Annotated in this window: 19 protein-coding genes; 11 read left to right on the top strand and 8 right to left on the bottom strand. The window is 43.3% G+C overall.

The features are described 5' to 3' along the window. The first annotated feature begins 271 nt into the window (after positions 1–271). From FIS9605_RS0103935 to FIS9605_RS0103925, 3 genes are all read left to right on the top strand, one after another. On the top strand, positions 272–1168 hold the full coding sequence (locus FIS9605_RS0103935; RefSeq protein ID WP_026731419.1) for an MBL fold metallo-hydrolase: 897 nt from the start codon (positions 272–274) through the stop codon (positions 1166–1168). Positions 1169–1414: 246 nt separating this feature from the next. Then, a complete protein-coding gene (locus FIS9605_RS0103930; protein ID WP_026731418.1) occupies positions 1415–2488 on the top strand; it encodes a bifunctional riboflavin kinase/FAD synthetase in 1074 nt (357 codons plus the stop codon). A gap of 139 nt (positions 2489–2627) precedes the next feature. Then, the gene (locus FIS9605_RS0103925) at positions 2628–3536 is read left to right on the top strand and encodes an AAA family ATPase (protein WP_026731417.1); all 909 of its coding nucleotides are present in this window, start codon (positions 2628–2630) and stop codon (positions 3534–3536) included. 14 nt (positions 3537–3550) lie between these two features. On the opposite strand, the gene FIS9605_RS0103920 is transcribed toward FIS9605_RS0103925, so the two are convergent. After that, entirely contained in the window at positions 3551–4231 is a 681-nt protein-coding gene (locus FIS9605_RS0103920) for an NADPH-dependent F420 reductase (RefSeq protein WP_026731416.1), read from the bottom strand. 104 nt (positions 4232–4335) lie between these two features. Between FIS9605_RS0103920 and FIS9605_RS0103915 the strand changes: the two genes are divergently transcribed. From FIS9605_RS0103915 to FIS9605_RS0103880, 8 genes are all read left to right on the top strand, one after another. Next, complete coding sequence (locus FIS9605_RS0103915) at positions 4336–4935, top strand: TetR/AcrR family transcriptional regulator (RefSeq protein ID WP_026731415.1); 600 nt, start codon at positions 4336–4338, stop codon at positions 4933–4935. 47 nt (positions 4936–4982) lie between these two features. Then, on the top strand, positions 4983–5723 hold the full coding sequence (locus FIS9605_RS0103910) for a class I SAM-dependent methyltransferase (RefSeq protein WP_026731414.1): 741 nt from the start codon (positions 4983–4985) through the stop codon (positions 5721–5723). 111 nt (positions 5724–5834) lie between these two features. After that, complete coding sequence (locus tag FIS9605_RS0103905; protein WP_026731413.1) at positions 5835–6380, top strand: cytochrome c; 546 nt, start codon at positions 5835–5837, stop codon at positions 6378–6380. 368 nt (positions 6381–6748) lie between these two features. Continuing rightward, on the top strand, positions 6749–9544 hold the full coding sequence (gene secA / locus FIS9605_RS0103900) for a preprotein translocase subunit SecA (RefSeq protein ID WP_026731412.1): 2796 nt from the start codon (positions 6749–6751) through the stop codon (positions 9542–9544). 129 nt (positions 9545–9673) lie between these two features. Then, a complete protein-coding gene (gene dprA, locus FIS9605_RS0103895) occupies positions 9674–10792 on the top strand; it encodes a DNA-processing protein DprA (RefSeq protein WP_026731411.1) in 1119 nt (372 codons plus the stop codon). Positions 10793–11097: 305 nt separating this feature from the next. Beyond that, positions 11098–11952, top strand: a complete 855-nt coding sequence (locus tag FIS9605_RS0103890) for a hypothetical protein (protein WP_197035999.1) — start codon at positions 11098–11100, stop codon at positions 11950–11952. Between the two features lie 59 nt (positions 11953–12011). Beyond that, positions 12012–12740: a hypothetical protein gene (locus FIS9605_RS0103885; protein WP_026731409.1), complete on the top strand. Its 729-nt coding sequence runs from the start codon at positions 12012–12014 to the stop codon at positions 12738–12740. Between the two features lie 305 nt (positions 12741–13045). Beyond that, on the top strand, positions 13046–13528 hold the full coding sequence (locus FIS9605_RS0103880; protein WP_026731408.1) for a hypothetical protein: 483 nt from the start codon (positions 13046–13048) through the stop codon (positions 13526–13528). Positions 13529–13585: 57 nt separating this feature from the next. Here FIS9605_RS0103880 and psb28 read toward each other — a convergent pair whose 3' ends face one another. The 7 genes from psb28 to FIS9605_RS0103845 form a co-directional block, all read right to left on the bottom strand. Beyond that, positions 13586–13951: a photosystem II reaction center protein Psb28 gene (psb28, locus tag FIS9605_RS0103875; RefSeq protein ID WP_026731407.1), complete on the bottom strand. Its 366-nt coding sequence runs from the start codon at positions 13949–13951 to the stop codon at positions 13586–13588. 87 nt (positions 13952–14038) lie between these two features. After that, entirely contained in the window at positions 14039–15745 is a 1707-nt protein-coding gene (locus FIS9605_RS0103870; protein WP_026731406.1) for a serine hydrolase, read from the bottom strand. A 306-nt stretch (positions 15746–16051) separates the two neighbouring features. Continuing rightward, positions 16052–16831 carry an RNA methyltransferase gene (locus tag FIS9605_RS0103865; protein WP_026731405.1) on the bottom strand — a complete coding sequence of 260 codons (780 nt, stop codon included), beginning with the start codon at positions 16829–16831 and terminating at the stop codon, positions 16052–16054. Positions 16832–17081: 250 nt separating this feature from the next. Continuing rightward, positions 17082–18266 carry an HAF repeat-containing PEP-CTERM protein gene (locus FIS9605_RS0103860; protein WP_026731404.1) on the bottom strand — a complete coding sequence of 395 codons (1185 nt, stop codon included), beginning with the start codon at positions 18264–18266 and terminating at the stop codon, positions 17082–17084. A gap of 126 nt (positions 18267–18392) precedes the next feature. After that, positions 18393–19628, bottom strand: a complete 1236-nt coding sequence (locus FIS9605_RS39715) for an HAF repeat/PEP-CTERM domain-containing protein (RefSeq protein ID WP_026731403.1) — start codon at positions 19626–19628, stop codon at positions 18393–18395. Between the two features lie 126 nt (positions 19629–19754). Then, positions 19755–20912 carry an HAF repeat/PEP-CTERM domain-containing protein gene (locus tag FIS9605_RS0103850; RefSeq protein ID WP_026731402.1) on the bottom strand — a complete coding sequence of 386 codons (1158 nt, stop codon included), beginning with the start codon at positions 20910–20912 and terminating at the stop codon, positions 19755–19757. Between the two features lie 390 nt (positions 20913–21302). Then, complete coding sequence (locus FIS9605_RS0103845) at positions 21303–21959, bottom strand: DUF2301 domain-containing membrane protein (protein WP_026731401.1); 657 nt, start codon at positions 21957–21959, stop codon at positions 21303–21305. Between the last annotated feature and the right edge of the window lie 91 nt (positions 21960–22050).

The following is a 22050-nucleotide window of genomic DNA, read 5'->3' as shown; positions in this document are numbered from 1 at the left end:
GTATGGGTAACAGTATTGTGATAGTTAAATGCATCACAAAAAAATATAGGCTATAAAGTAGGAGCGCATTCTTAGATAACCTGACAAACTCCCTAAAAAATTAAGGCAAACACTCTAGAATGCCTAACTTGTATTAGGGAAAACTAGCCAAGTAAAGGTATGCTGTTTTACCAAATAAATTACACCTGCCAAAAGTGGTAATACAGCATAAACTGAACAAAATAAGTAACATTTTTTATTGTTCGCCCGCTCAGTCCAGCAAGCAACACCCATGTCAAGGATAGAGAACCAATTTACCGTGCATTTTTGGGGCGTTCGCGGCAGCATCCCCTGTCCAGGATCTAACACCGTCCGTTATGGAGGTAATACCCCTTGCGTAGAGATGCAAGTGGGCGGCAAGCGCTTAATTTTTGATGGTGGCACGGGACTGCATGTTCTAGGGCAATCCTTGTTGCCTAAAATGCCCATAGAAGCTCATATATTCTTTACTCACTCTCATTGGGATCACATGCAGGGTTTTCCCTTTTTTACACCAGGGTTTGTCAAGGGAAACACTTTTTGTATCTATGGCGCGATCGCTCCCGATGGTTCAACTATAGAGCAGCGTCTTAACGATCAGATGCTGCATCCAAATTTTCCTGTACCGTTGCAGATTATGCAGGCTAATTTGGATTTTTACAACGTCATACCAGGGCAATCCATACATATCGATGAGATTACTATAGAAACTGCACCGCTGAACCATCCCGGTGAAGCAGTTGGATACCGAGTTAACTGGCGTGGTGGTACTGCTGTTTACATTACCGATACCGAACATTTTCCGGATAGGCTGGATGAAAATGTTCTGTGGCTAGCTCGTGATGCTAATATCCTCATCTACGACTCCACTTATACCGATGAGGAATATCATTCACCAACTAAACCAAAAATCGGCTGGGGACATTCTACATGGCAAGAAGCCGTGAAGGTAGCTAAAGCTGCGAATGTTAAGACACTGGTGATTTTCCACCATGACCCTGCCCACGACGATGAATTTTTAGATCGTGTAGGAGAAGAAGCCCGTCGGAAATTTCCTAGTGCAATTATGGCACGGGAAGGAATGGTTCTTCAGGTTCCTGTTTCAGTTCCCTTATCAGAATCTTTTCCTGTTAGTAAGTTTTCTGCGTAAATATTGCTCAAGGAAGCGATATTAAATTTTAGATTAGATTGGTGATCGAGAGCTTATCCTACAAGAAAGCGACCTCTGGGTATCTGTAGCAGTCAGCGATCGCCTTTGTGGAGTCGTTCACAAGTCAAAAGCTGATAGCACCAGATGCCTTCAAAACAGGTTCTCTTAGCCTAGAAGACGCTTAAAAAGGCGACTTTGTGTAGGGTTTGCTTGAAAGCTGAACAAACCTAAAATCCCAGAATCGACGTGCCAAATCTGTCTCAAAATGGGTGTTCTGTGTGGGTAACATCTTCAACTCAATTGGCTCTAACGCCAACTGCTGTTGCGCTTGGCAAATTTGATGGTGTACATCGCGGTCATCAACGAGTTATTCAACCAATATTGGAAGACATAGGGACACGGGGACACGGGGACGCGGGGAAATTTTCACTCTCCGCGTCCCCGCGTCCCAATCTCTCCGCGTCATCCAAAGATCGCATTTACTCGACCGTTGTCACCTTCGATCCTCATCCGCAAGAGTTTTTTACCGGTCAACCCCGGACTTTGCTCACACCATTGGATGAAAAAGTCCAGCAGTTGCGATCGCTTGGAGTCGAACAATTGGTACTATTGCCTTTCGATAAAGACTTATGCGCTTTGAGTCCCGAAGAGTTCGTAGAAAAAATTCTCGTCGAACAACTGCAAGCAGTACAAATTAGCGTTGGGCAAGATTTTCGTTTTGGTTCTAGACGCACTGGTACTGCTAAAGATTTACAAGTACTCGCCGCCAAGTACAACATTCCCGTCACCATCGTCTCTTTAGAAACTTGTGCAGACTCCCAAGCAAGCCAAAGCAGCGACGCCACCGAGGAGACTCGCATTAGCAGTTCACTAATCCGCGACATTCTTGCTAACGGCGATATCCAACAGGCAAACAAACTGCTGGGACGTCCTTACACTCTGATCGGTACTGTGATTAAAGGTCAACAACTTGGCAGAACTCTTGGCTTTCCCACCGCCAACCTACAATTACCCAAAGACAAGTTTCTGCCTCACCAAGGTGTTTATGCTGTCCGCGTTTTCATTGTTGGTGAAACATTAGATATTGCAGGGAATGGCTATTTGGGCGTCATGAATATAGGCAACCGCCCTACGGTAAATGGTATTTGTCTGTCAGTAGAAGTCCATATTTTTGATTGGTTTGGTGACTTATATGGTAAAAAGCTAGCAGTGCAGCTAGAAAAATTTTTGCGACCCGAACAAAAATTTCCCAATCTGGAAGCCCTGAAAACCCAGATTCAACTAGACTGTACTGCCGCTAGAGCTTTTTTTGGGTGCTGAATGTTAATTTCGTCCTGCCAAGGGAACACTAAAAAAGGGACTGGTTAGTGGTTAGTGGTTAGTAGTTAGTTTTTGACCACTAACCACTAACTACTAACTACTAACTATTTCCTCAACCCTATCCCCTAATTACTGGTGCATGAGAGACAAAATTGACGCTCTAACACAAAATTTGGCTTACACTATCGTTGGTAAAATCGAGGCGATACGCTTAGTACTAGTCGCCTTACTGGCTGGTGGTCATGCCCTGTTAGAAGATGTTCCTGGTGTAGGCAAAACGCTCCTGGCAAAAACACTTGCTCGTTCCATAGATGGCAAATTTCAAAGACTACAATGCACTCCTGATTTATTACCAACTGACATCACCGGTACCAACATCTGGAACCCCAAAAGCGGTGAATTTCACTTTCTTCCCGGCCCGGTATTTGCCAATGTGCTGCTAACCGACGAAATTAACCGCGCCACACCCCGCACCCAATCGGCTTTGCTGGAAGTCATGGAGGAGCATCAAGTCACAGTTGATGGCGTTTCTCGTGCTGTCCCCACACCATTTTTTGTCATTGCGACTCAAAACCCCATTGAATACCAAGGTACTTTTCCCCTGCCAGAAGCCCAGATGGATCGGTTTATGCTGTCGTTGAGTTTGGGCTATCCTTCTGAACAAGAAGAACTGCAAATGCTGCAACGCTTGCACAAAGGAGTGAATGTTCTTGATTTGCAGCCTTGTATTAGCTTGGCAGAAGTCCAACAATTGCAGCAAATCTGCGCTCAGGTAAAAGTGGATATTTCCCTGCAACAATACATTCTTGACTTAGTTAGGGCGACGCGATGCGATGAAGAAATTACTCTTGGCGTCAGTCCGCGTGGTACTGTGGCATTGCATCGCGCTACTCAGGCGCTGGCTTTTCTGTTAGGGCGTGATTACGCTATTCCCGATGATGTCAAGTTTCTTGCCCCTTATGTTCTTTGTCATCGCCTCATTCCCACAGGCGGACGCAGGTCAAGAACGGTGATGGAACGGTTGTTGCGGGCTGTGCCGATTCCTTAAATTCATCTAGAGATTCACTTCAAACTCGAAGCTTGCCGTCCGCCTAAACGTTGTTCTTGCGCCGCAGGTAGGATGTTCACACAGATGGTTGCATAAGCACCTTGCTCCTGACCAATGATAATTAGGCGAATAAAATCTCCTAAGCCTTCCACTAATCGCGCATTGCGTAAAGTTCCGGTATCTATTGGTAAAAATCCTATCTCTTCTGCAAGCTGCATTACTGTTTTTCTGGCTTGCTCATCATCTGCTGCAACAAACACAGAAACCCCATAATCCCTAAGCGGCTCAGGTGCTAATTCAAACACTTCCTGTGCCATTGTGTTAAAAGCCTTGACCACACGCGCATTCGGTACATCTTTAGCAAGCTTTTCCGCTAAAGATTCTACTATTGCTGGATAAGCAAATCCTTCCGGAATTTCCTGATTATTACAATCAATGATTATCTTACCGTTGAGAGCTTCAGGATGAGATAGCAATTGTGTTGGCATCATCCCGCGTACTGTCCACAAAATCACATCAGCAAACGCCACTGCTTGATCGTTTGAACCACCTTGTGTTCCGAGTTCTGCGAACTCAGCAACTGCTTTTCCTTTTTCGGCATCACGGGAGCCAAAAAATACTTGATGCCCCTGTTCTGCCCAGAGAATACCTAAAGAACGTCCCATGTTTCCACTACCAATAATTCCAATCTTCATGGCTGGATATTTCCTATATAAAACAGATAGGTCTGTATTATTTTCATAATTGTTATATTACAGACAGGTATGTATCATGTCAATAGGGATATTGGGAGAATTCCGTGCCAAAAACTCGTGTAAAAGCAGCGCAGGATGAAGCGAAACCTGCGCTAAGAGAACATATCCTCAACATTGCTGATGAACTATTCTATCGGGAAGGCATTCGGGCAACGGGGGTAGATACCATAATTGCCAAGTCAGGAGTGGCAAAAACAACCTTATATCGCTATTTCCCATCAAAAGATGATTTAGTGGTGGCGTATCTGGAACGACGTAACCAACGCTTTTGGGAACTGATGGAAGTAGAAATTGCCAAGCATCCCCATCAGCCTACTCAACAATTGCTGGCGGTGTTTAAATGGTTGGATGAACTATTGACAAAGCCAGATTGTTTGGGGTGTCCGTTCCTCATTACAACAGCAGAATTTGCACAATTGGACTATCCGGGACATCAAGTTGCAATCAAGCATAAAGAAGCGGTGCGCGATCGCCTGATGCAATTATCCGAACAAGCAAGTGCAAGCAATCCACGCGAACTCGCTGCAAATTTACTGTTGCTAATTGATGGCGCATTTGCCCAACGGCGCTTATTTGGTCAAGTTGCGGAGGTATCTTTAGAAAAAGCAGCAGCTACGCTAATTAATGCGTACTTGTCTGCATAAATCTTAAGTTAAGAATATCCGTTAATGCACCCTCTCAATTCTCTCTCATGAGTGCAAATAGATTCGATTTTGAAGCGCTGTTCGACGAAGATTATCTTTACTTCTACGAACCACTGTTGACACCAGAACGGACGGAACGCAATGTTGATTTAATCTGTCGTCTGCTGAATTTAGAAGCAGGAATGGCTGTATTAGATTTAGCTTGTGGACACGGGCGAATTGCTAATCAACTGGCTAAAGGTGGCTGTAATATAACTGGGCTTGATGCTACAGCTTTATTTTTGGACAAAGCCCGTCAAGATGCAGCTAGTAGCGGTGTGGAAGTTGAGTACATCCAAGGTGATATGCGTTCTCTGCCGTGGAGCGATCGCTTTGACTGTATTATCAATTGGTTCACCGCTTTTGGCTACTTCAATGACGATGAAAATCGCTTGGTACTAGCTGAAGCCTATCGCGCCCTCAAAGCAGATGGCAAATTGTTAATTGATATTCAAAACTTGTACCGCATAATCAAAGACTTTCATCCTACCTTTATTACCGAACGCGATGGCAATTTCATGATTGATACTAACCGCTATGGTATCTCTACTGGTCGCACATACAACGAACGAATTATCATCCGTGATGGGCAGATACATCGCATCAATTTCTTTGTTCGTCATTTTACCTTTACAGAACTCCGCGACTGCTTATGCCAAGCTGGTTTCCGTCAGGTTGAGGGTTACGGACACGATGGTGAGCCATTTGCACTTGATAGCCGCAGAATGATTGTAGTAGCAACAAAGTGAAGGGATTGGGAACTAGGAATTAGGTAATAGGTCATGGAAAAAACAATCATAAATTATTAATCTCCAATCCACAATCCAAAATCTAAAATCCAAAATCAAATAGGTGTGAGGATGTCAAATATTATTAAGCGTCGTAACCACCGCCAACTCAATAGAAAGCCTTTTGGTTTACTTTTAGTAGTCTTCGCTTGGTGTTTGGCTATGGGTTGGCTACTATCCTTTGCAACTAATGTCCAAGGTGCTACTCCTACTTCCGAGATCGGCACTGTTGATGTAGTACCTAGCCAATACCAACTAGGGCAAGAACTTTATCTTGAAAATTGTTCTAGCTGTCACATTGCCTTACCACCAGAGATTTTTCCGACTCAAACTTGGAAAAATCTCTTAGAAGACTCACAACATTACGGCAGCCAGCTCAAACCTTTAGTCGATCCACCACGCATTTTGATTTGGAGATATCTTGCTACTTTTTCCCGTCCCCAGCTACAAGAAGAACAAACGCCCTATCGCCTCAATAATTCTCGTTATTTCAAAGCTTTGCATCCCAAAGTCAAACTGCCACGTCCTCTAGAGATAAACAGCTGTGCCTCCTGCCATCCTGGTGTTAATGAGTATAATTTCCGCCGTCTCACGCCGGAGTGGGAAAACTCGAATTGAGGAGGGGGAGAGGGGAGAGTGGGAGAGTGGGAGAGACAAGAATTCTTCTTTCTCCCCATCCCCCATCTCCCCATCTCCCCATCCCCCAATCCCCCAATCCCCTAAAGGACGGCGATCGCTACTTGAGCATGGTTGGAGTTCACTGCTTCATCTGGGGGCAAAATGATACTATTAATAAAGTTTCAAACATAAACTTGTAGTTTAAATTCATCATTTAGTAAGTAGATTGGTCAGTCTTCTTGCTGTTTTTGAGGAAATTTACATTACCAGCCCTGCTGTTGAGTATTAAGGCTCAGTTGGGTTAGATGCTTATAATCAATTCCAAATCTTAAATTCCCCTCTCCCTTGATTTTGTTCAATAACCTGCCATGCTAAAAACTTTGTTGGGCGACCCCAACGCTCGTAAGCTTAAAAGATACCAACCTTACATTACAGAAGTTAACCTCTTAGAGGAAGATATTAAAGCCCTTTCTGATGAGGAACTCAAGGGCAAAACAGCGGAGTTTAAGCAGCGTCTGACTAACGGCGAAACTTTGGATGATATCTTACCAGAAGCGTTCGCTGTGGTCAGAGAAGCTGCACGGCGAGTCTTAGGGTTGCGGCATTTTGATGTCCAAATATTAGGCGGTGTCATATTACACACAGGGCAAATTGCCGAAATGAAAACCGGTGAGGGCAAAACCCTGGTTGCTACCCTACCTAGTTATTTGAATGCTCTGACAGGCAAAGGCGTACACGTAGTTACGGTTAACGATTACTTGGCTCGTCGTGACGCAGAATGGATGGGACAGGTGCATCGTTTCTTGGGGTTGAGTGTGGGGCTAATTCAGGCAAGCATGACTCCCCAAGAGCGAAAGAAAAACTACGAGTGTGACATTACTTATGTCACCAACAGCGAGGTAGGTTTTGACTATCTGCGCGACAACATGGCGACAGACATGAAAGACGTGGTGCAGCGCCCATTCAACTACTGTGTAATTGACGAGGTAGACTCAATTTTAGTTGATGAAGCGCGGACTCCGTTGATTATTTCCGGGCAAGTAGAACGACCAACAGAAAAATATCTAGAAGCAGCCCGGATTGCCGCAGCACTCAAAAAAGATGAGCATTATGAAGTAGATGAAAAAGCTCGTAACGTGCTGTTGACTGATGAAGGTTTTGCCGAAGCAGAACAGCTTTTGGGAGTAAAAGATTTATTCGATCCAGAAGATCCGTGGGCACACTTCGTTTTCAATGCCATTAAGGCTAAAGAACTGTTCCTCAAGGACGTAAACTACATTGTCCGCAACGGGGAAGTGGTGATTGTTGATGAATTTACTGGACGGGTGCTACCTGGACGCCGTTGGAGTGATGGACTGCACCAAGCAATTGAAGCAAAAGAACACGTAGAAATTCAACCAGAAACTCAGACTCTAGCGACAATTACCTATCAAAACCTGTTTTTGCTGTATCCAAAACTAGGTGGAATGACAGGAACGGCAAAAACAGAAGAAGCAGAATTTGAAAAAATTTACAAACTAGAAGTAACGGTAATTCCTACCAACCGTACCAGAAGACGTGAAGATTTGTCCGATATGGTCTTTAAGACCGAAGCGGGTAAATGGAGGGCGATCGCCAAAGAATGTGCCGAAATGCACCAACTAGGCCGACCTGTATTGGTAGGAACTACAAGCGTAGAAAAATCAGAATATCTCAGCCAGCTGTTGAAGCAAATGGAGATTCCCCACGAACTGCTCAATGCCCGACCGGAAAACGTAGAGCGTGAAGCAGAGATTGTGGCTCAAGCAGGGCGCAAAGGGGCTGTGACCATTGCCACCAACATGGCTGGTAGAGGTACGGATATTATCCTTGGTGGTAACGCCGAATACATGGCGCGTTTAAAGCTGCGGGAATACTTCATGCCCCGGATCGTGAAGCCGGAAGATGAAGATATGTTTAGCATCCACAGGGCATCTGGTTTACCTCCCGCAGGAAGTGGTGCTGGTCAAGGCTTTGTCCCAGGTAAAAAAGTTAAAACTTGGAAGGCTTCGCCACAGGTTTTCCCAACTCAGCTTTCTAAAGAAGCAGAACAAATGCTCAAACAAGCTGTAGAATCTGCGGTGCGAGAATATGGCGATCGCAGTCTGCCAGAATTAGAAGCAGAAGAAAAGGTAGCTGTAGCAGCAGAAAAAGCTCCTACCGACGATCCTGTGATTCAGCAATTGCGAAACGCCTACAACCGCGTCAAGCAAGAGTATGAAGCGTTCACCAGCCGCGAACACCAAGAAGTAGTAGAACTGGGAGGCTTGCACGTAATTGGTACAGAACGTCACGAATCGCGGCGGATTGACAACCAGTTGCGCGGACGGGCCGGACGGCAAGGCGACCCTGGTTCGACGAGATTTTTCCTCAGCTTAGAGGATAACCTGATGCGGATTTTTGGTGGCGATCGCGTTGCCAAATTAATGGAAATGTTCCGCGTCGAAGAAGACATGCCCATCGAATCTGGGATGCTTACCCGCAGTTTAGAAGGCGCGCAGAAAAAAGTCGAAACCTACTACTACGACATCCGCAAACAGGTGTTTGAGTACGACGAGGTGATGAATAACCAGCGCCGTGCCATCTACGCCGAACGCCGCCGAGTCTTGGAAGGGCAAGACTTGAAAGAACAGGTGATTGAGTACGCCGAAAGAACGATGGATGACATCGTTAACTACTACATCAACCCAGACTTACCCTCAGAAGAGTGGGAATTAGACAAGTTGGTGGAGAAAGTCAAAGAATTTGTTTATCTGCTAGCAGATTTGCAGTCAAACCAACTAGTAGATATGTCAATGGCTGAGATTAAAGCCTTCCTGCACGAACAAGTGCGGATCGCCTACGACATCAAAGAAGCCCAGATTGACCAAATTCAACCCGGATTGATGCGTCAAGCCGAACGCTTCTTTATCTTGCAGCGAATTGACACCCTGTGGCGGGAACACCTACAACAAATGGATGCCCTGCGCGAGTCCGTAGGATTACGGGGTTACGGTCAAAAAGATCCATTAATTGAGTACAAGACCGAGGGTTACGAACTCTTCTTGGATATGATGACCAACATTCGCCGAGATGTGGTCTACTCATTGTTCATGTTTCAACCCCAACCCCAGCCAGTAGTGCAAACATCATCAGAGATGGTGTAAGTCTAGGCACTAGAAATCATTTTACGTAAAGACGCTAAGAATAACTTGGCGTCTTTGCTTTTTGGCGTCAATCATATTTCAGCTAGAGAATCTGGGAATAATCAAGCCAGAACAGATGAGGATGAACAATTGGCAGTTGAACGTGCGTATTGGCTAGCTTGGTCGCGTATATCTGGGATTGGCCCGGTATTGCTGCAACGATTGCAAGAGCATTTTGGCACACTCAAAGCAGCTTGGGAAGCTAGTCCGGCACAATTGCAAGCAGTCGAGGGTTTTGGTTTTCAGACATTAGAAAAGGTGACAAGACAGCGATCGCGTCTTTATCCCGAACAACTACTCACCCAGCACCAAGAACAAAACCCTAATTTCTGGACACCAGCAGATGCAGAATATCCCCGCTTGCTGCTAGAAACTCCTAGTCCACCGCCATTATTGTACTTTCGCGGAGAAGTCGAACTGCAAGAGAATCTCGGACAAAAGCCACTCGTTGCCATTGTCGGTACGCGCCAACCCTCAGAGTATGGTATCCGTTGGACTCGTCAAATTAGCACGGCTTTGGTTAAAAATGGCTTTACAGTCGTTTCTGGTTTAGCAGAGGGAATTGACACAGAAAGTCACGCCGCCGCTATCAAAGCTGGAGGGCGTACACTAGCAGTTTTAGGTACAGGCGTAGATGTCATCTATCCAGCCAAAAATCAGGAATTGTACAAGCGAATTCTCGCTGCTGGATTGGTTTTGAGTGAGTACCCAACTCAAACTCCCCCCGATCGCGCCCATTTTCCCCGTCGCAACCGGATTATCGCTGGGTTGAGTCGTGCTGTATTGGTGATGGAAGCACCTCTAAAATCCGGTGCACTGATAACAGCTAACTATGCGAATGAATTTGGCAGAGATGTTTATGTACTCCCAGGAAGATTGGATGATTACCCATCTCAAGGGTGTTTAAAGTTACTCAGCCAAGGTGCTGCTCCTATTCTTAAAGAACTAGACGAACTGTTAAAAATGCTGGGAGCAATACCAAAATTAGATTCTGTTCAGGCGTCACCACAATCCCAACAGTTAATATTGCCTAATTTATCACCAGAAGTTCAGCAGGTAATGAATGCGATTTCTTCAGAGCCTTTGTCCTTTGATGTTATTGTCAAACAAACAGGCATGGCTGCGGGTGCGGTTGCTAGTGCTTTGTTGCAGTTGGAACTAATGGGTTTAGTCTCGCAACTGCCAGGAATGAGATATCAGCGTATTTGATAGCATTTTGGGATTTTTGATAAATTGATTTTCCCTTTTGAGCATCATCTTTGGTGAATTCTAGCCAGTAATCGAAAATTAAATTTCACCAAAAAATTTGGAGAGAATCTGGAATTGACCAACTTCTGTTGGTAGCTAAGTTTGTTGCGTTCAGATGGTGAAGCATACTCCTGTAAGCTCAAAATTCCAGAAGCAAGCACTATATATTTGCAACCATACTAGATTGTTTACCTATTGTGTCTGTATCAATGTAAGTGCTTGTGTGCTGAATAAGTACAAATTTTTAATTCAAGGGTAATTGATAAATGCAAATACAAAAATCTGACCAAGATATTGCGCTCCAAGTCACAGATAAAGCAATTAAAAACAAAATTTTTGGAGCAACTTTTTTGATCGCTGCTATCTACTTTCTGGTGACATTATCTGGTTTTGGCTACACATTCTGGCAAGCTTCAGATATGGGAAGCATTTCTTGGGGATGGAAAATCGCCCTAATTATTACTCATTTGCTTCCCTTTGTTATTGTTCCTGTCACCATGAAGATATTTTACGACCGTGCAGATTACTTAGTATCAAAGGGGTTGCATTCTCCCTTTGCTCTTTACCTAGGGCTTCCTTTTCAAATGGTTGCTATTGCCTTTGAGATTGGCTGGCACATACAACAAAATTGGTTTTATCAAAATGATTATACCTTTTTGAACTTCCTATTCTATGCATTTTTAATTTCATCCTTTGCTTTGTGGGCAGATGCCTTTGCTCGAAATAAATGGGTTGATATATTATTTGTCGGCAGTTTACTTGCCATCTCAGTTTTATATCCTTTAGGAGCAAGTCTGGATATTTCTGCCTTTAAAATTCCCATTTATATTGCTCTCACAATAGTCTTTGGATTTTTGACATATAGAGCCTACAAAGTTCTCCAAGACTGGCGGATCATCTTCGTACCTATTTTTTCTGTTGGTGTTAACTTATTCTTTGTTTTTCTCCTAGCTCAACACCAATCTAATCCCACCCTAAATCCACTCTTCCATATTCTCCACGACTTAGCTGGTACAGAAATGGGAGTTATCATTTTTGCTTATTTGGTCTACATTAATCCGCTACGCCAAGCTAACTCAAAATCACTCCAACAGGCTCAAGACAAAGGCGTATATAGGTAAGTCAATAGCGATCGCAATCAAGATGCAAGTGATGTAGATACATTGGAGAGCCAAAAAAGATGACGAATATTTTGTCAGTTATTCACCCATTCTGCCATCTCAGTTATATCTTAGTCGAATGGGTATTACTAGTTTGGTCAATTCAACTGTGGCGCAAGTCAAACAGTATAGCAATGATTGTCCTACCCATACTTTTAGTATGCAGTAGCTATGACAATTTTGTTTTGTTAGTGGGAAGCCTGCTTGGTGAAGGAAAATTGCTGGAATCACTCAGTATGCTGCGTTTTCTTGCCCACTATATTGTCGTTCCCCTGTTTATTGTAATTGTAGTTGAACTTGCTCATCGAGCCGGAGCAGATTGGGCAGGTAGTCGGTTTGTCAGAGTTTTAGGTTGGGTACTTGCGATCGGACTCGGTATATATGATGTAGCTACTCAGTTTGTAGGACTCGAACTGGTTCCTGAGACATTTGCTGGTATGTTACGTTATGTCGCGGCTCAACCCAATCAATTACCAATTATCACTATTTTAGTTAACCTCTTTGTGATGATTATTGGTATCGGTATTTGGCGTAGATTGAAATGGTCTTGGCTATTTGTAGGTGCTTTAGTTTCTTTAATTGGTAACGCTATACCCACAGATCTTGTTGGTACAGTTCTTGCTAGCGGTTCTGAACTAATACTCGCTTTGTGTATGCTATTAACTGAACAACGAACACAGTATATGATGGCTATGTTGAAGCTATCTACTGAATCTCAGCAATCTCAACTGAACTTGCAGACATATTGAAGGTACAGAATAAATTTCACTAGTTTAACAATTTACCGATCTTCGCAAGAAGAATATCTCCCTTATCTCTTTGTTTAGCATGGTTGGGAGAATTTTTTTTAATATCATATTAAATCCGTTTGTATCGAAATTATTTCTCCTTCCTCATCTCTCTGTGCCCTCAGCGTCTGGTGCGGTTTTTTAATCATTCAGATCCTACCGAATTTTATATCACAAGTAAAAATCATAAAAATAAATCTCATTATCTACGAAATCACCCTTGAAAACTGTGTATTAATATTTGATAAGTTTTTAGAGGCGTAAAAATGATAGATCCAGATTGGATGGGAAGAGTCAATTTTTATGAATTAGTTTTTGGCACTTTTCTATCTTATTTCTTCCTAGTTTTGATGTGGGAGCAATTTTTTAATACTAAATTTGAGGAATGGAGATATATCATCATTACATTTCTTGGTGCTAGCTTTTTTTTAGTTAATCACTATTTTCAAAATGCGCCCTTTTACCTTTGGTTAATTTGCGGATATAGCCTTGTATTTTTTATCCTATATTACATTATTGGTGTTATACCAATGCAAGGTTCTTTTCTGAAAAAAGCTTTGGCAACTCTAAGTAGTATAGTCTTTACTATTGCTTTTATCTTATTTGAAAATATAGCCAGATTGGGAGTTGATAATTATGGTATTAATGAGTTTTGGTTTATGTTAATAGCCTACTTTGGCTATCTCTTAATTATTCTCTGGCGTGGTGAAGTCTTCAAGCCAAGATTTCAACAAAATAAGGAATTGTAAATGAATACATTATGAATGATGAATTTTTCATAGTTTCTAATTCATCATTCATAATTTTTATGATTCACCATAAGCCATGCCATTTGCCTCAGCGTAACGATGCATAAATCTCATAAATCTTTCCCAATGGTCATCCCGTTCGATTTCAATTTTGCACTCTACCCGTTGTAGCTCATCACCTTCTGCACCCCCGAAAATAAATTTTACAGAAGAAGGTGTAACATTTATATTGCCTTCTTCATCAGTTAACAGCATTGAATTTAAAGATTGTTTTGTGAAGCTATTCAATCCTTCTATGGCTTTTAATCGATTGAACATCATCAAGACTATACGCTTCCCAGAACTGTTTCGTCGCAAGCTAACATTACTCAGTTCTTCGGAAATACCAGTAAAAAATTGAATTGACGGTATAGTAGATGCCATTGGTAATTTAATTAAATTCAGGATTCACAAGCAGCTAATAGTGATTAGCTATGAGCAATCTATAAAAACTAAAATTGGTAGGAAAAATTATCTTTGATAAGGGTAAGGATAATACTGTGGATTCATCATTGGTGGAGACTGATAACTAGTTGGAGGTAAAGAACCTCCGAAGTTATTAGGCAGAGGCGGACTCATGATGGGGTACTGATAATTAGTTGTGGGCAGAGAATTTGTTGGTGGTGCAAGAGGAGTTATGACTGGGGGCTGATAACTGCTTGTAGGCGCTGGAGTTGGTACAGCAATTGTCGGAGTGTTAGAAGTTGTAGGGGTTGGAGTCGGTACAACACCCGAGGTGTTAGAAGTTGTAGGCGTTGGAGTTGGCACAGCACCCGAGGTGTTAGAACTTGTAGGCGCTGGGTTTGGTGGCGCACTTGTTGGGATAGTAGGAGTTGTTTCAGTAAATTGTTGGTAAGCAGCGCGAGAAATTGAGCTAATTAATTTTCTGGCGTTGGGGTCGTTGTTGGGGCGTTTTACCATCACAGCAACTACGTAACGTTTGTTAGTTGGGAGGTCAACTAAACCTGCATCTGCTAGCATCGTACCAATATCGCCTGTCTTGTGGGCAATAGTTGCACCCTGTCCTAAACCACTTGGTAACAAGGTATTTCTAACAGTATTACGCATGATATCAAGTATGCGATCGCGCGATATCATGCTTACTAAATTGCCTTGACTAACCATCCCCATCAAATTTCCTAATTCTTTGGGACTAGTAGTATTCGTACCTTGCAAGTCAGGAAGTTGGTTGCGAATAACTGTGGTTGTTAAACCCCAACTCCGGAAGCGCTGATTTAATGCCTCAATGCCACCCATACGGGTTATCAGCATATTGGTCGCTGTATTATCGCTAATTGTCATCATCTTAGTTGCAACTTCCAGCGCTTTGAACTGGGAACCTGCGGGTTTGTACTGCATATCTCCAGAACCGCCTGCAACCATCTCTTTTTGCATGGTCAGCATTTCATCGAGGCGAATCTTTCCAGCATCCACATCCTGGAAAAAGGCAACTAGAATTGGAATCTTAATTGTACTGGCTGCGGGAAAACTTGAGGAGGCATTTATATCTACGTAACCACCATTGTCCAAATCGACCACAAAAACCCCTGGTGTCAGATTTGGGTTGCCAGCCATCAGACCTTGCATGGCAGTTTTCAAGGGGATAATTTCTTGCGATAATGATGGAGTAGAAACTGTAGCTGTAGGAGTGGGACTAGGCTGTGTCTGCGCTTGCCTTAAGTCATCATTGGCTGATATTCCAGTAGTGGCGATACGGCTAGCAGGGTCTAATACTGACAATACCGTTCCTACGATTGCACCAATACCAACTCCCACAATTAGTAAGCGCAGGGCATATAGAATGGTTCTTGCCATGGGCTTTAACCGTGTTTTTCGGGATGTTCTGATCTTTTTGGGCAAAGCCTGCTTACGCACTCGTACAGTTTTTACCTTGACATTGCTGGGCTTGAAGGGTGGAATCTTTCCTGGTTTAGTAGGGATGGGTTTGATAGCTGCTGGCACTACTACCCCCGGTCGCTTTTTAGCTGTACTAGCATTGTTGGCGGAAGGATTCACTTTTAAACGTGTCAGCGTTGTTCCGTTTTGAGGAGGGCGCTGTTGTTCCTTAGAAGCTTTCACTTGATTTGGCCCCAACTTTTGCACTTTTCGGGGAAGCTGGCGGCGTCCACTAGTAGGTTGACGTCGTGAGAAACCTGTCATATCAGTTCTGGTTTCCATAAAATAACGATGGTGATAGCGAGGTGTATAATCTAGCAGATACCTATAAAGTTTTACCTGGTTGGGGTGGGGTAGTTTTTAATCCCTATAAGGGATAAAGACATAGACTCGACTTTTCTGCAAACTCCCGAACCACTATTTACTCCTGAAAATCCTCAAAAGCAAGCATATATGGAATATACGGACACTTAAGTGCGGCGAATACCGTCTAAGCGTGTCCTCTTCTATTTTTACTTGTATTTTTGTGTTTAGTTTAAGTCATAATTAATAGCCTTGGGGAAAATTGCGTACATGGTAGCTAATTAATTAAAATTTTTCACTATCGCTTTTGTTAGAGAGCGCCCATTTCACCTGTCGTAAAATACCTCGTAACATAGCAACCTCGCGAGTTTGTAATTGAGCGCGATTATACAATTGCCGGAATTTTTCCATCCGGCTGGCTGCTGTATGGGGATACAGATAACCAATCTTTAGCAATAGGGATTCTAATTGCTGATAGTATGCTTCCACAACATCCAAAGGTGCGATTTCGGACTCAGGTGCTGTTGCAGAAGATGCAGGGATGCAGGGAAGCGAAGATGGTGTGAAATTTTCTCTTTCTGCATCAAATTGTGCTAACTCGTAACAACAAATTGCCACAGCCGTAGCTAAATTCAGCGATGAATAATTGGGACTCGTGGGAATGCGGACAAAGCGCTGGGCATAGTTTAATTCTTGATTAGTTAATCCCCGGTCTTCTCTACCAAAAATTAGTGCTGCGGGTTGTCCTTCCTCTGCTAGTAACCAGGGTAGTGCTGTACGGGGGGTTTCTAAAGGCGCTTGCCAGTGATGATCAATACCAGTTGTGGCGATCGCTCTTTTACACCCTTGCAACGCTTCTGGTAATGTCGCTACCGATACCGCTGCATCTAAAATATCTTGGGCATGAACCGCCATTTGCCTTGCTTCCATTCCCAAGGGGTCGCATTGGGGATTTACTAACACCAGTTGATGCAGCCCAAAATTTTTCATCACCCGTGCAACAGACCCCACATTCAAGGGGCCAGCTGGCTCAACCAGTATAATTTTTACTCCAGCCAATATCATTCTGTCGCCTCCCTTAAGGGACTCTTAAAATTTTGACGCCAAAACACAAAGACGCCAAGTTTTTCTTAGCGTCATTGCGATTTATTTAATATGCCAATATGCTTGGTGATAAGCCCAGAACCCTTTGTAGAGACGCGTACGCCACAGGCGTTCCCGCAGGGTAATTTCGCGTCTCTACAGACCAATTGTTTTTACCAAAAATCCTTAACTGAACCGTATTGTTCAATATGCAATCTTGAAGTGCACCTACTCAATCATTATTGTTAAAACTTGACCGACGCAGACGACCTTGGCGGCGACGCAGATAAGCTAAACCAGCCCCTGCTATTACCGTACCGCCCATTGTCAATGGTTCTGGTACTGGTTTGTGTGATTTGGGAGTTAGCAAGAAAGCGCGTTTTTGACCGTTTTTATTCGTTCCATAACCAACAATCTGACCATTATTATTGATAGCTAACGCATCATCCAGATCCCAGCCCGAATTTGGATCAATTAGGGTGTTAAGGTTAAGCATGCCGGTGCTGCTATCCCACACAAAAGGATCTAAACCGCTAATCTTAAGTCCCACTATCTGACCAGCATCATTGATGTCATTAGTTACGCTGTAGATGCCTTCGTTATCCTGGCTTGAAGTAGAAGCTAGGTCAATCGCACCGGTACTACTACTCCAGAAAAAGCTGCGAGGACCGTCAGCAGTGTACCTATAATTGCCCGCAATCTGACCGACATTATTGATCGCAGAGGCATTAGCAATTGGTGAGATAGTACGCGGCCAAATTAATCCATTGCTGTCCAATAAAAAAGCTTGACCGTTGCCCCCCACAATCTGACCGAAATCGTTAATATCAGAAGCCCAACTTTTATATTCAGAGATGCCCAGGTCAATCATGCCGGTTTTGCTGCTCCACAAAAAAGCGCTACTAATATCATCGCTGGTATTCTTAGAAGTACCTACCACCTGACCTGTATTATTGATGCTATTGGCGTAACTGCTATCTCCACCTGGAAGGGTACCAAGGTCAGTCATGCCAGTACTGCTACTCCAAAAAAAAGCGCGACTTCTAAAGTCCTGATAGCCGCTATGGTTGCTATCAGTATAAGTATTTCCTACCACCTGACCTGCATCATTAATAGCATAGCCTTCACTGTAAGTTCCACCTGGAAGGATACCGAGGTCAGTCATGCCGTCGCTGCTGCTCCACACAAAGGCGCGATTGCCAGACCTACCAACCACCTGACCAAGATTATTAATGCCAAAGGCCATACTGCTGCCGTCGTTTGATGAAAGCAAACCCAAGTCGGTGATATCGTACAGGGATGCTGCCATTGCTGAGGCACTCACACCCAATGTCATTACCGCAGCACTGCCAAGTAATACTGTTAGCTTTTTGACTTTTGTTTTGACTTTTGTTTTTAAACTTGTGATTGATTTCATGCAACTGGCTCCCGCCTGCCAATAGGTGAACTGCAAATTTGGAATTGAGAAGTATTGATAGATACACCTATATTGGCTCTTTCATTCTAGTTAAGTATAAAACAGCAAGCTAGTCAAAAAATCAACTCATGCTTTTGATGACCGACGCAGACGACCTTGGCGGCGACGCAGATAAGCTAAACCAGCCCCTGCTAGTACCGTACCACCCATTGTCAATGGTTCTGGTACTGGTTTGTGTGATTTGGGAGTGAGTAATACAGTGCCAAATCTACCATTCTTGTTGTTGCCGAAAGCGATGATCTGACCTTTGTTGTTAATGTCGCTTGCATACTCTATTGTCCAGCCCAAACTGGGGTCAACTACGGTGTTAAGGTTAATCCAACCAGTGCTGCTATCCCAAAAAAAGGCGTCAGACCAGTCACCACCAAAGGTACTTCCTACTACCTGACCAAGATCATTAACGTCAAGAGGCACGCTGTATATTCCTTTGTTAAATTCATCGACACCTATGTCAACCTTGCCAGTGCTGCTGCTCCACAAAAAAGCCCGAGGAAGCCTAGACAAAGAGCTCTCTTCATAAACCTCCTCAGTCCAACTAGGGGTATAAGTTCCTACAACCTGACCAAAGTTATTAATACTACTAGGTTCACTTACATATGCATCCAAGGCTTCGCTGAGATCGGTGGCTTCATTGTTGTTCCACAAGAAACCCTTACTAACGCCACTACCATCAAGGCGACTATAAGTTCCCACAATCTGACCGACATCATTGATGTCTTTGGAGTAACTGTTATACCCATCGCCAACTACATCCAATTCAACCGTGCCAGTATTGTTGCTCCACAAGAAGGGGCTATAAGAATCGTCGTTCTTCTTAATATTTCCCACCACCTGACCTGTATTATTGATGGCCGTAATTGAATGGGGAGTATTGGAATTTAAACCTGAAAGAGTACTGAAGTCAACCATGCCAGTGCTACTACTCCACAAAAAGTGACGGTCGCCATCACTACTAGATGAAATCCCTGCTACTTGGCCTGCATCGTTGATGTCAATGGCTTCACTGTAGGTTCCGCCTGGTAGAGTACCCAGATTTATGGTACCAGTGCTGCTACTCCACAACGAGGCACGAGCACCATTGCTACTATTAGAAGTACCAACTACCTGACCGAAGTTATTAATCCTAACGTTCTTACCAAAATACGCACTTTCCAGATCGCTCAATATAGTGACATCGTACAGGGATGCTGCCGTTGCTGAAGCGTTGACGCCCAATGTCATTACCGCAGCACTGCCAAGTAATACTGTTAACTTTTTGACCTTTGTTTTGACTTTTGTTTTTAAACTTGTGATTGATTTCATGCAACTGGCTCCTGCCTGCCAATAGGTGAACTGCAAATTTGGAATTGAGAAGTATTGATAGATACACCTATATTGGCTCTTTCATTCTAGTTAAGTATAAAACAGCAAGCTAGTCAAAAAATCGACTCATGCTTTTGATGACCGACGCAGACGACCTTGGCGGCGACGCAGATAAGCTAAACCAGTTCCTGCTAGTATCGTACCGCCCATTGTCAATGGTTCTGGTACTGGTTTGTGTGATTTGGGAGTTAGCAAGAAAGCGCGATATTGATCTTTCTTATTCTTGCCGTAACCGACAATCTGACCCTTGTTATTAATCGCTATTGCACCGTTCAACGTCCAACCTAGACTAGGATCAATCAATTTGTTAAGGTCACTTATGCCACTGCTGCTATCCCACACAACAGCGCGATCGCCTGCTCTCCCCACTACCTGACCGATATTATTGATGTCAGAGGCGTAACTGGAACTCCCATCCGCAAACGTGCCGAGATCGGTTATGTCACCGTTGCTGTTCCACAAAACGGCACGGCTATTTCCATTGCTGCTATTTGACGAAGACCCTACTATCTGACCAGCATTATTAATGGCATAAGCGTAACTGTAATTTCTTCCTGGGAGAGTACCAAGATTGGTAATAACATTGTCATTCCACATAACAGCGCGATTACCAGAACTTCCCACTATCTGACCGACATCATTTATGTCATTGGCGTGACTGTAACTTTCTCCTGGGAGAGTACCAAGGTCGGTCATACCAGTGCTTTGGTTCCATAAAAATGCGCGATAGCCAGACTCCCCCACCACTTGACCCGCATTATTGATGCTATAGGCGCTGCCTTCACTTTCTCCTGGAAGAGTACCCAGGTCAATCATGCCAGTGTCTTTGCTCCACAAATAAGGACGATTTGCAGAATAGCCGCTGTCTGAAGATCCCACCACCTGACCAGCATTATTGATGTTATTGGCACCACTGTGATTTCCATCTGGGAGAGTGCCCAGGTTAGTTATGCCAGTACTGCTATCCCATATAAAGCCACGAGTACCGCCGCCTGCACCTACATATGCGCCACCCACAACTTGACCGACATCATTGATGCCAGAGGCTCCATTGGACTCGTATGGATCGTATATAACGTAGCCCAATTCCGTGACATCGTACAGGGATGCTGCCATTGCTGAGGCACTCACACCCAATGTCATCACAGCAGCGCTGCCAAGTAATACTGTTAGCTTTTTGACTTTGGTTTTGACTTTTGTTTTTAAACTTGTGATTGATGTCATGCAACTGACTCCTGCCAATAGGTGAACAGTGAATTTAGAAATGAGAACTAATTAATTGATAGATACGCCTATGTAGGCTATTTCACCCTGGCTGAATATGGAATTGAGTACCGTTTAAATGGTAGATTCTTAGGAATAACAGCTTGTTTTGATCTGCTTTAGATTTTTACCAGTGTATAAGCTTACTATGACTGGATAAAACTTTATTAGTATTATTACTGTATTTCTTTGCAAAAAATTTACTTATTAACTGAAGTTTAAAGTCAGTATAAATTAAATACTTGTTTGTAAAATATTTATATGCGAATTTATCATGACAGTAATGGTAAAACTGGAATTCAAGTATTTACCAACTACTGCCACTGATTCTACTTTTTTGATTTTTCTGCATTAAGCTTTTGCAGAACGTCTTGCTTTTAAATATTCAAATACAGACTTATCCCCAATATCCGGAGGAATTGCTTGCACTGCCTTACGCACAGCAAAAACTAAAAACAAAATAGCCCAAGTTCCTAACAATACTCGTTCCCACTGAATAGGTAAAATCTTTAGTAAATGTCCCAGCAGTAGCAACGGCACAATCGGAGTTAGTAATTTGGTTTCCAAACGATTGAAGCAAAAGGCTTCTTTAAAATAAATACCTGTCAAAGCCGCAAAGGTAAAACCAATTCCAAGTAAGGAAAGTGGCTGAGTATAAACTGCGATCGCCAAAGGATCGCTGCTAGATAGCGCTACTACAATTGCGGTTATACTGCCAATTACCCAAAAAACCTGTAAAAGTCGGTGTAATTCTACCATATAGATATGGATAGTCAATAAACTTACACCCAAAGCGAGACTAAAACAGGCGTACAGAGGCGTTAACAGTTTGAATATGGTTGGGTGAGGAGCGAATAACACTAAAGCACTAGCGATCGCAAAGCAAACAGCGGCTATCATTAAGCCACTGCGGTAGATAATGACGCCAGTGCGATCGCTTTTGGTAATTGTAAATTCGCCAAACTGACCTTGATATACTTCTGGTGCAGATATTGTTTGCGTAGTCATATGCCAAATTTAAGTAGGCCCGTATGAAAAACGTATTTCTCTTGGTGACTGTTAGTGGATAGTGGTTAGTGGATAGTGGATAGTGGATAGT

Origin of the sequence: Fischerella sp. PCC 9605, assembly GCF_000517105.1 — a bacterium.
Classification (GTDB): Bacteria; Cyanobacteriota; Cyanobacteriia; order Cyanobacteriales; family Nostocaceae; genus PCC9605.
The sequence above is the reverse complement of the archived record's forward strand: the minus strand, read 5'-3'. Positions and strand labels throughout refer to the sequence as shown.

Bases quoted from the DNA above. Each gene is read 5' to 3' on its own strand.
- FIS9605_RS0103845 (WP_026731401.1), bottom strand. From the start codon at position 21,959: ATGACTACGCAAACAATATCTGCACCAGAAGTATATCAAGGTCAGTTT.
- FIS9605_RS0103925 (WP_026731417.1), top strand. From the start codon at position 2,628: ATGAGAGACAAAATTGACGCTCTAACACAAAATTTGGCTTACACTATC.
- secA (WP_026731412.1), top strand. From the start codon at position 6,749: ATGCTAAAAACTTTGTTGGGCGACCCCAACGCTCGTAAGCTTAAAAGA.
- FIS9605_RS39715 (WP_026731403.1), bottom strand. From the start codon at position 19,628: ATGAAATCAATCACAAGTTTAAAAACAAAAGTCAAAACAAAGGTCAAA.
- FIS9605_RS0103865 (WP_026731405.1), bottom strand. From the start codon at position 16,831: ATGATATTGGCTGGAGTAAAAATTATACTGGTTGAGCCAGCTGGCCCC.
- FIS9605_RS0103880 (WP_026731408.1), top strand. From the start codon at position 13,046: ATGATAGATCCAGATTGGATGGGAAGAGTCAATTTTTATGAATTAGTT.
- psb28 (WP_026731407.1), bottom strand. From the start codon at position 13,951: ATGGCATCTACTATACCGTCAATTCAATTTTTTACTGGTATTTCCGAA.
- FIS9605_RS0103860 (WP_026731404.1), bottom strand. From the start codon at position 18,266: ATGAAATCAATCACAAGTTTAAAAACAAAAGTCAAAACAAAAGTCAAA.
- FIS9605_RS0103910 (WP_026731414.1), top strand. From the start codon at position 4,983: ATGAGTGCAAATAGATTCGATTTTGAAGCGCTGTTCGACGAAGATTAT.
- FIS9605_RS0103850 (WP_026731402.1), bottom strand. From the start codon at position 20,912: ATGACATCAATCACAAGTTTAAAAACAAAAGTCAAAACCAAAGTCAAA.
- FIS9605_RS0103870 (WP_026731406.1), bottom strand. From the start codon at position 15,745: ATGGAAACCAGAACTGATATGACAGGTTTCTCACGACGTCAACCTACT.
- FIS9605_RS0103890 (WP_197035999.1), top strand. From the start codon at position 11,098: ATGCAAATACAAAAATCTGACCAAGATATTGCGCTCCAAGTCACAGAT.
- FIS9605_RS0103885 (WP_026731409.1), top strand. From the start codon at position 12,012: ATGACGAATATTTTGTCAGTTATTCACCCATTCTGCCATCTCAGTTAT.
- FIS9605_RS0103905 (WP_026731413.1), top strand. From the start codon at position 5,835: ATGTCAAATATTATTAAGCGTCGTAACCACCGCCAACTCAATAGAAAG.
- FIS9605_RS0103920 (WP_026731416.1), bottom strand. From the start codon at position 4,231: ATGAAGATTGGAATTATTGGTAGTGGAAACATGGGACGTTCTTTAGGT.
- FIS9605_RS0103935 (WP_026731419.1), top strand. From the start codon at position 272: ATGTCAAGGATAGAGAACCAATTTACCGTGCATTTTTGGGGCGTTCGC.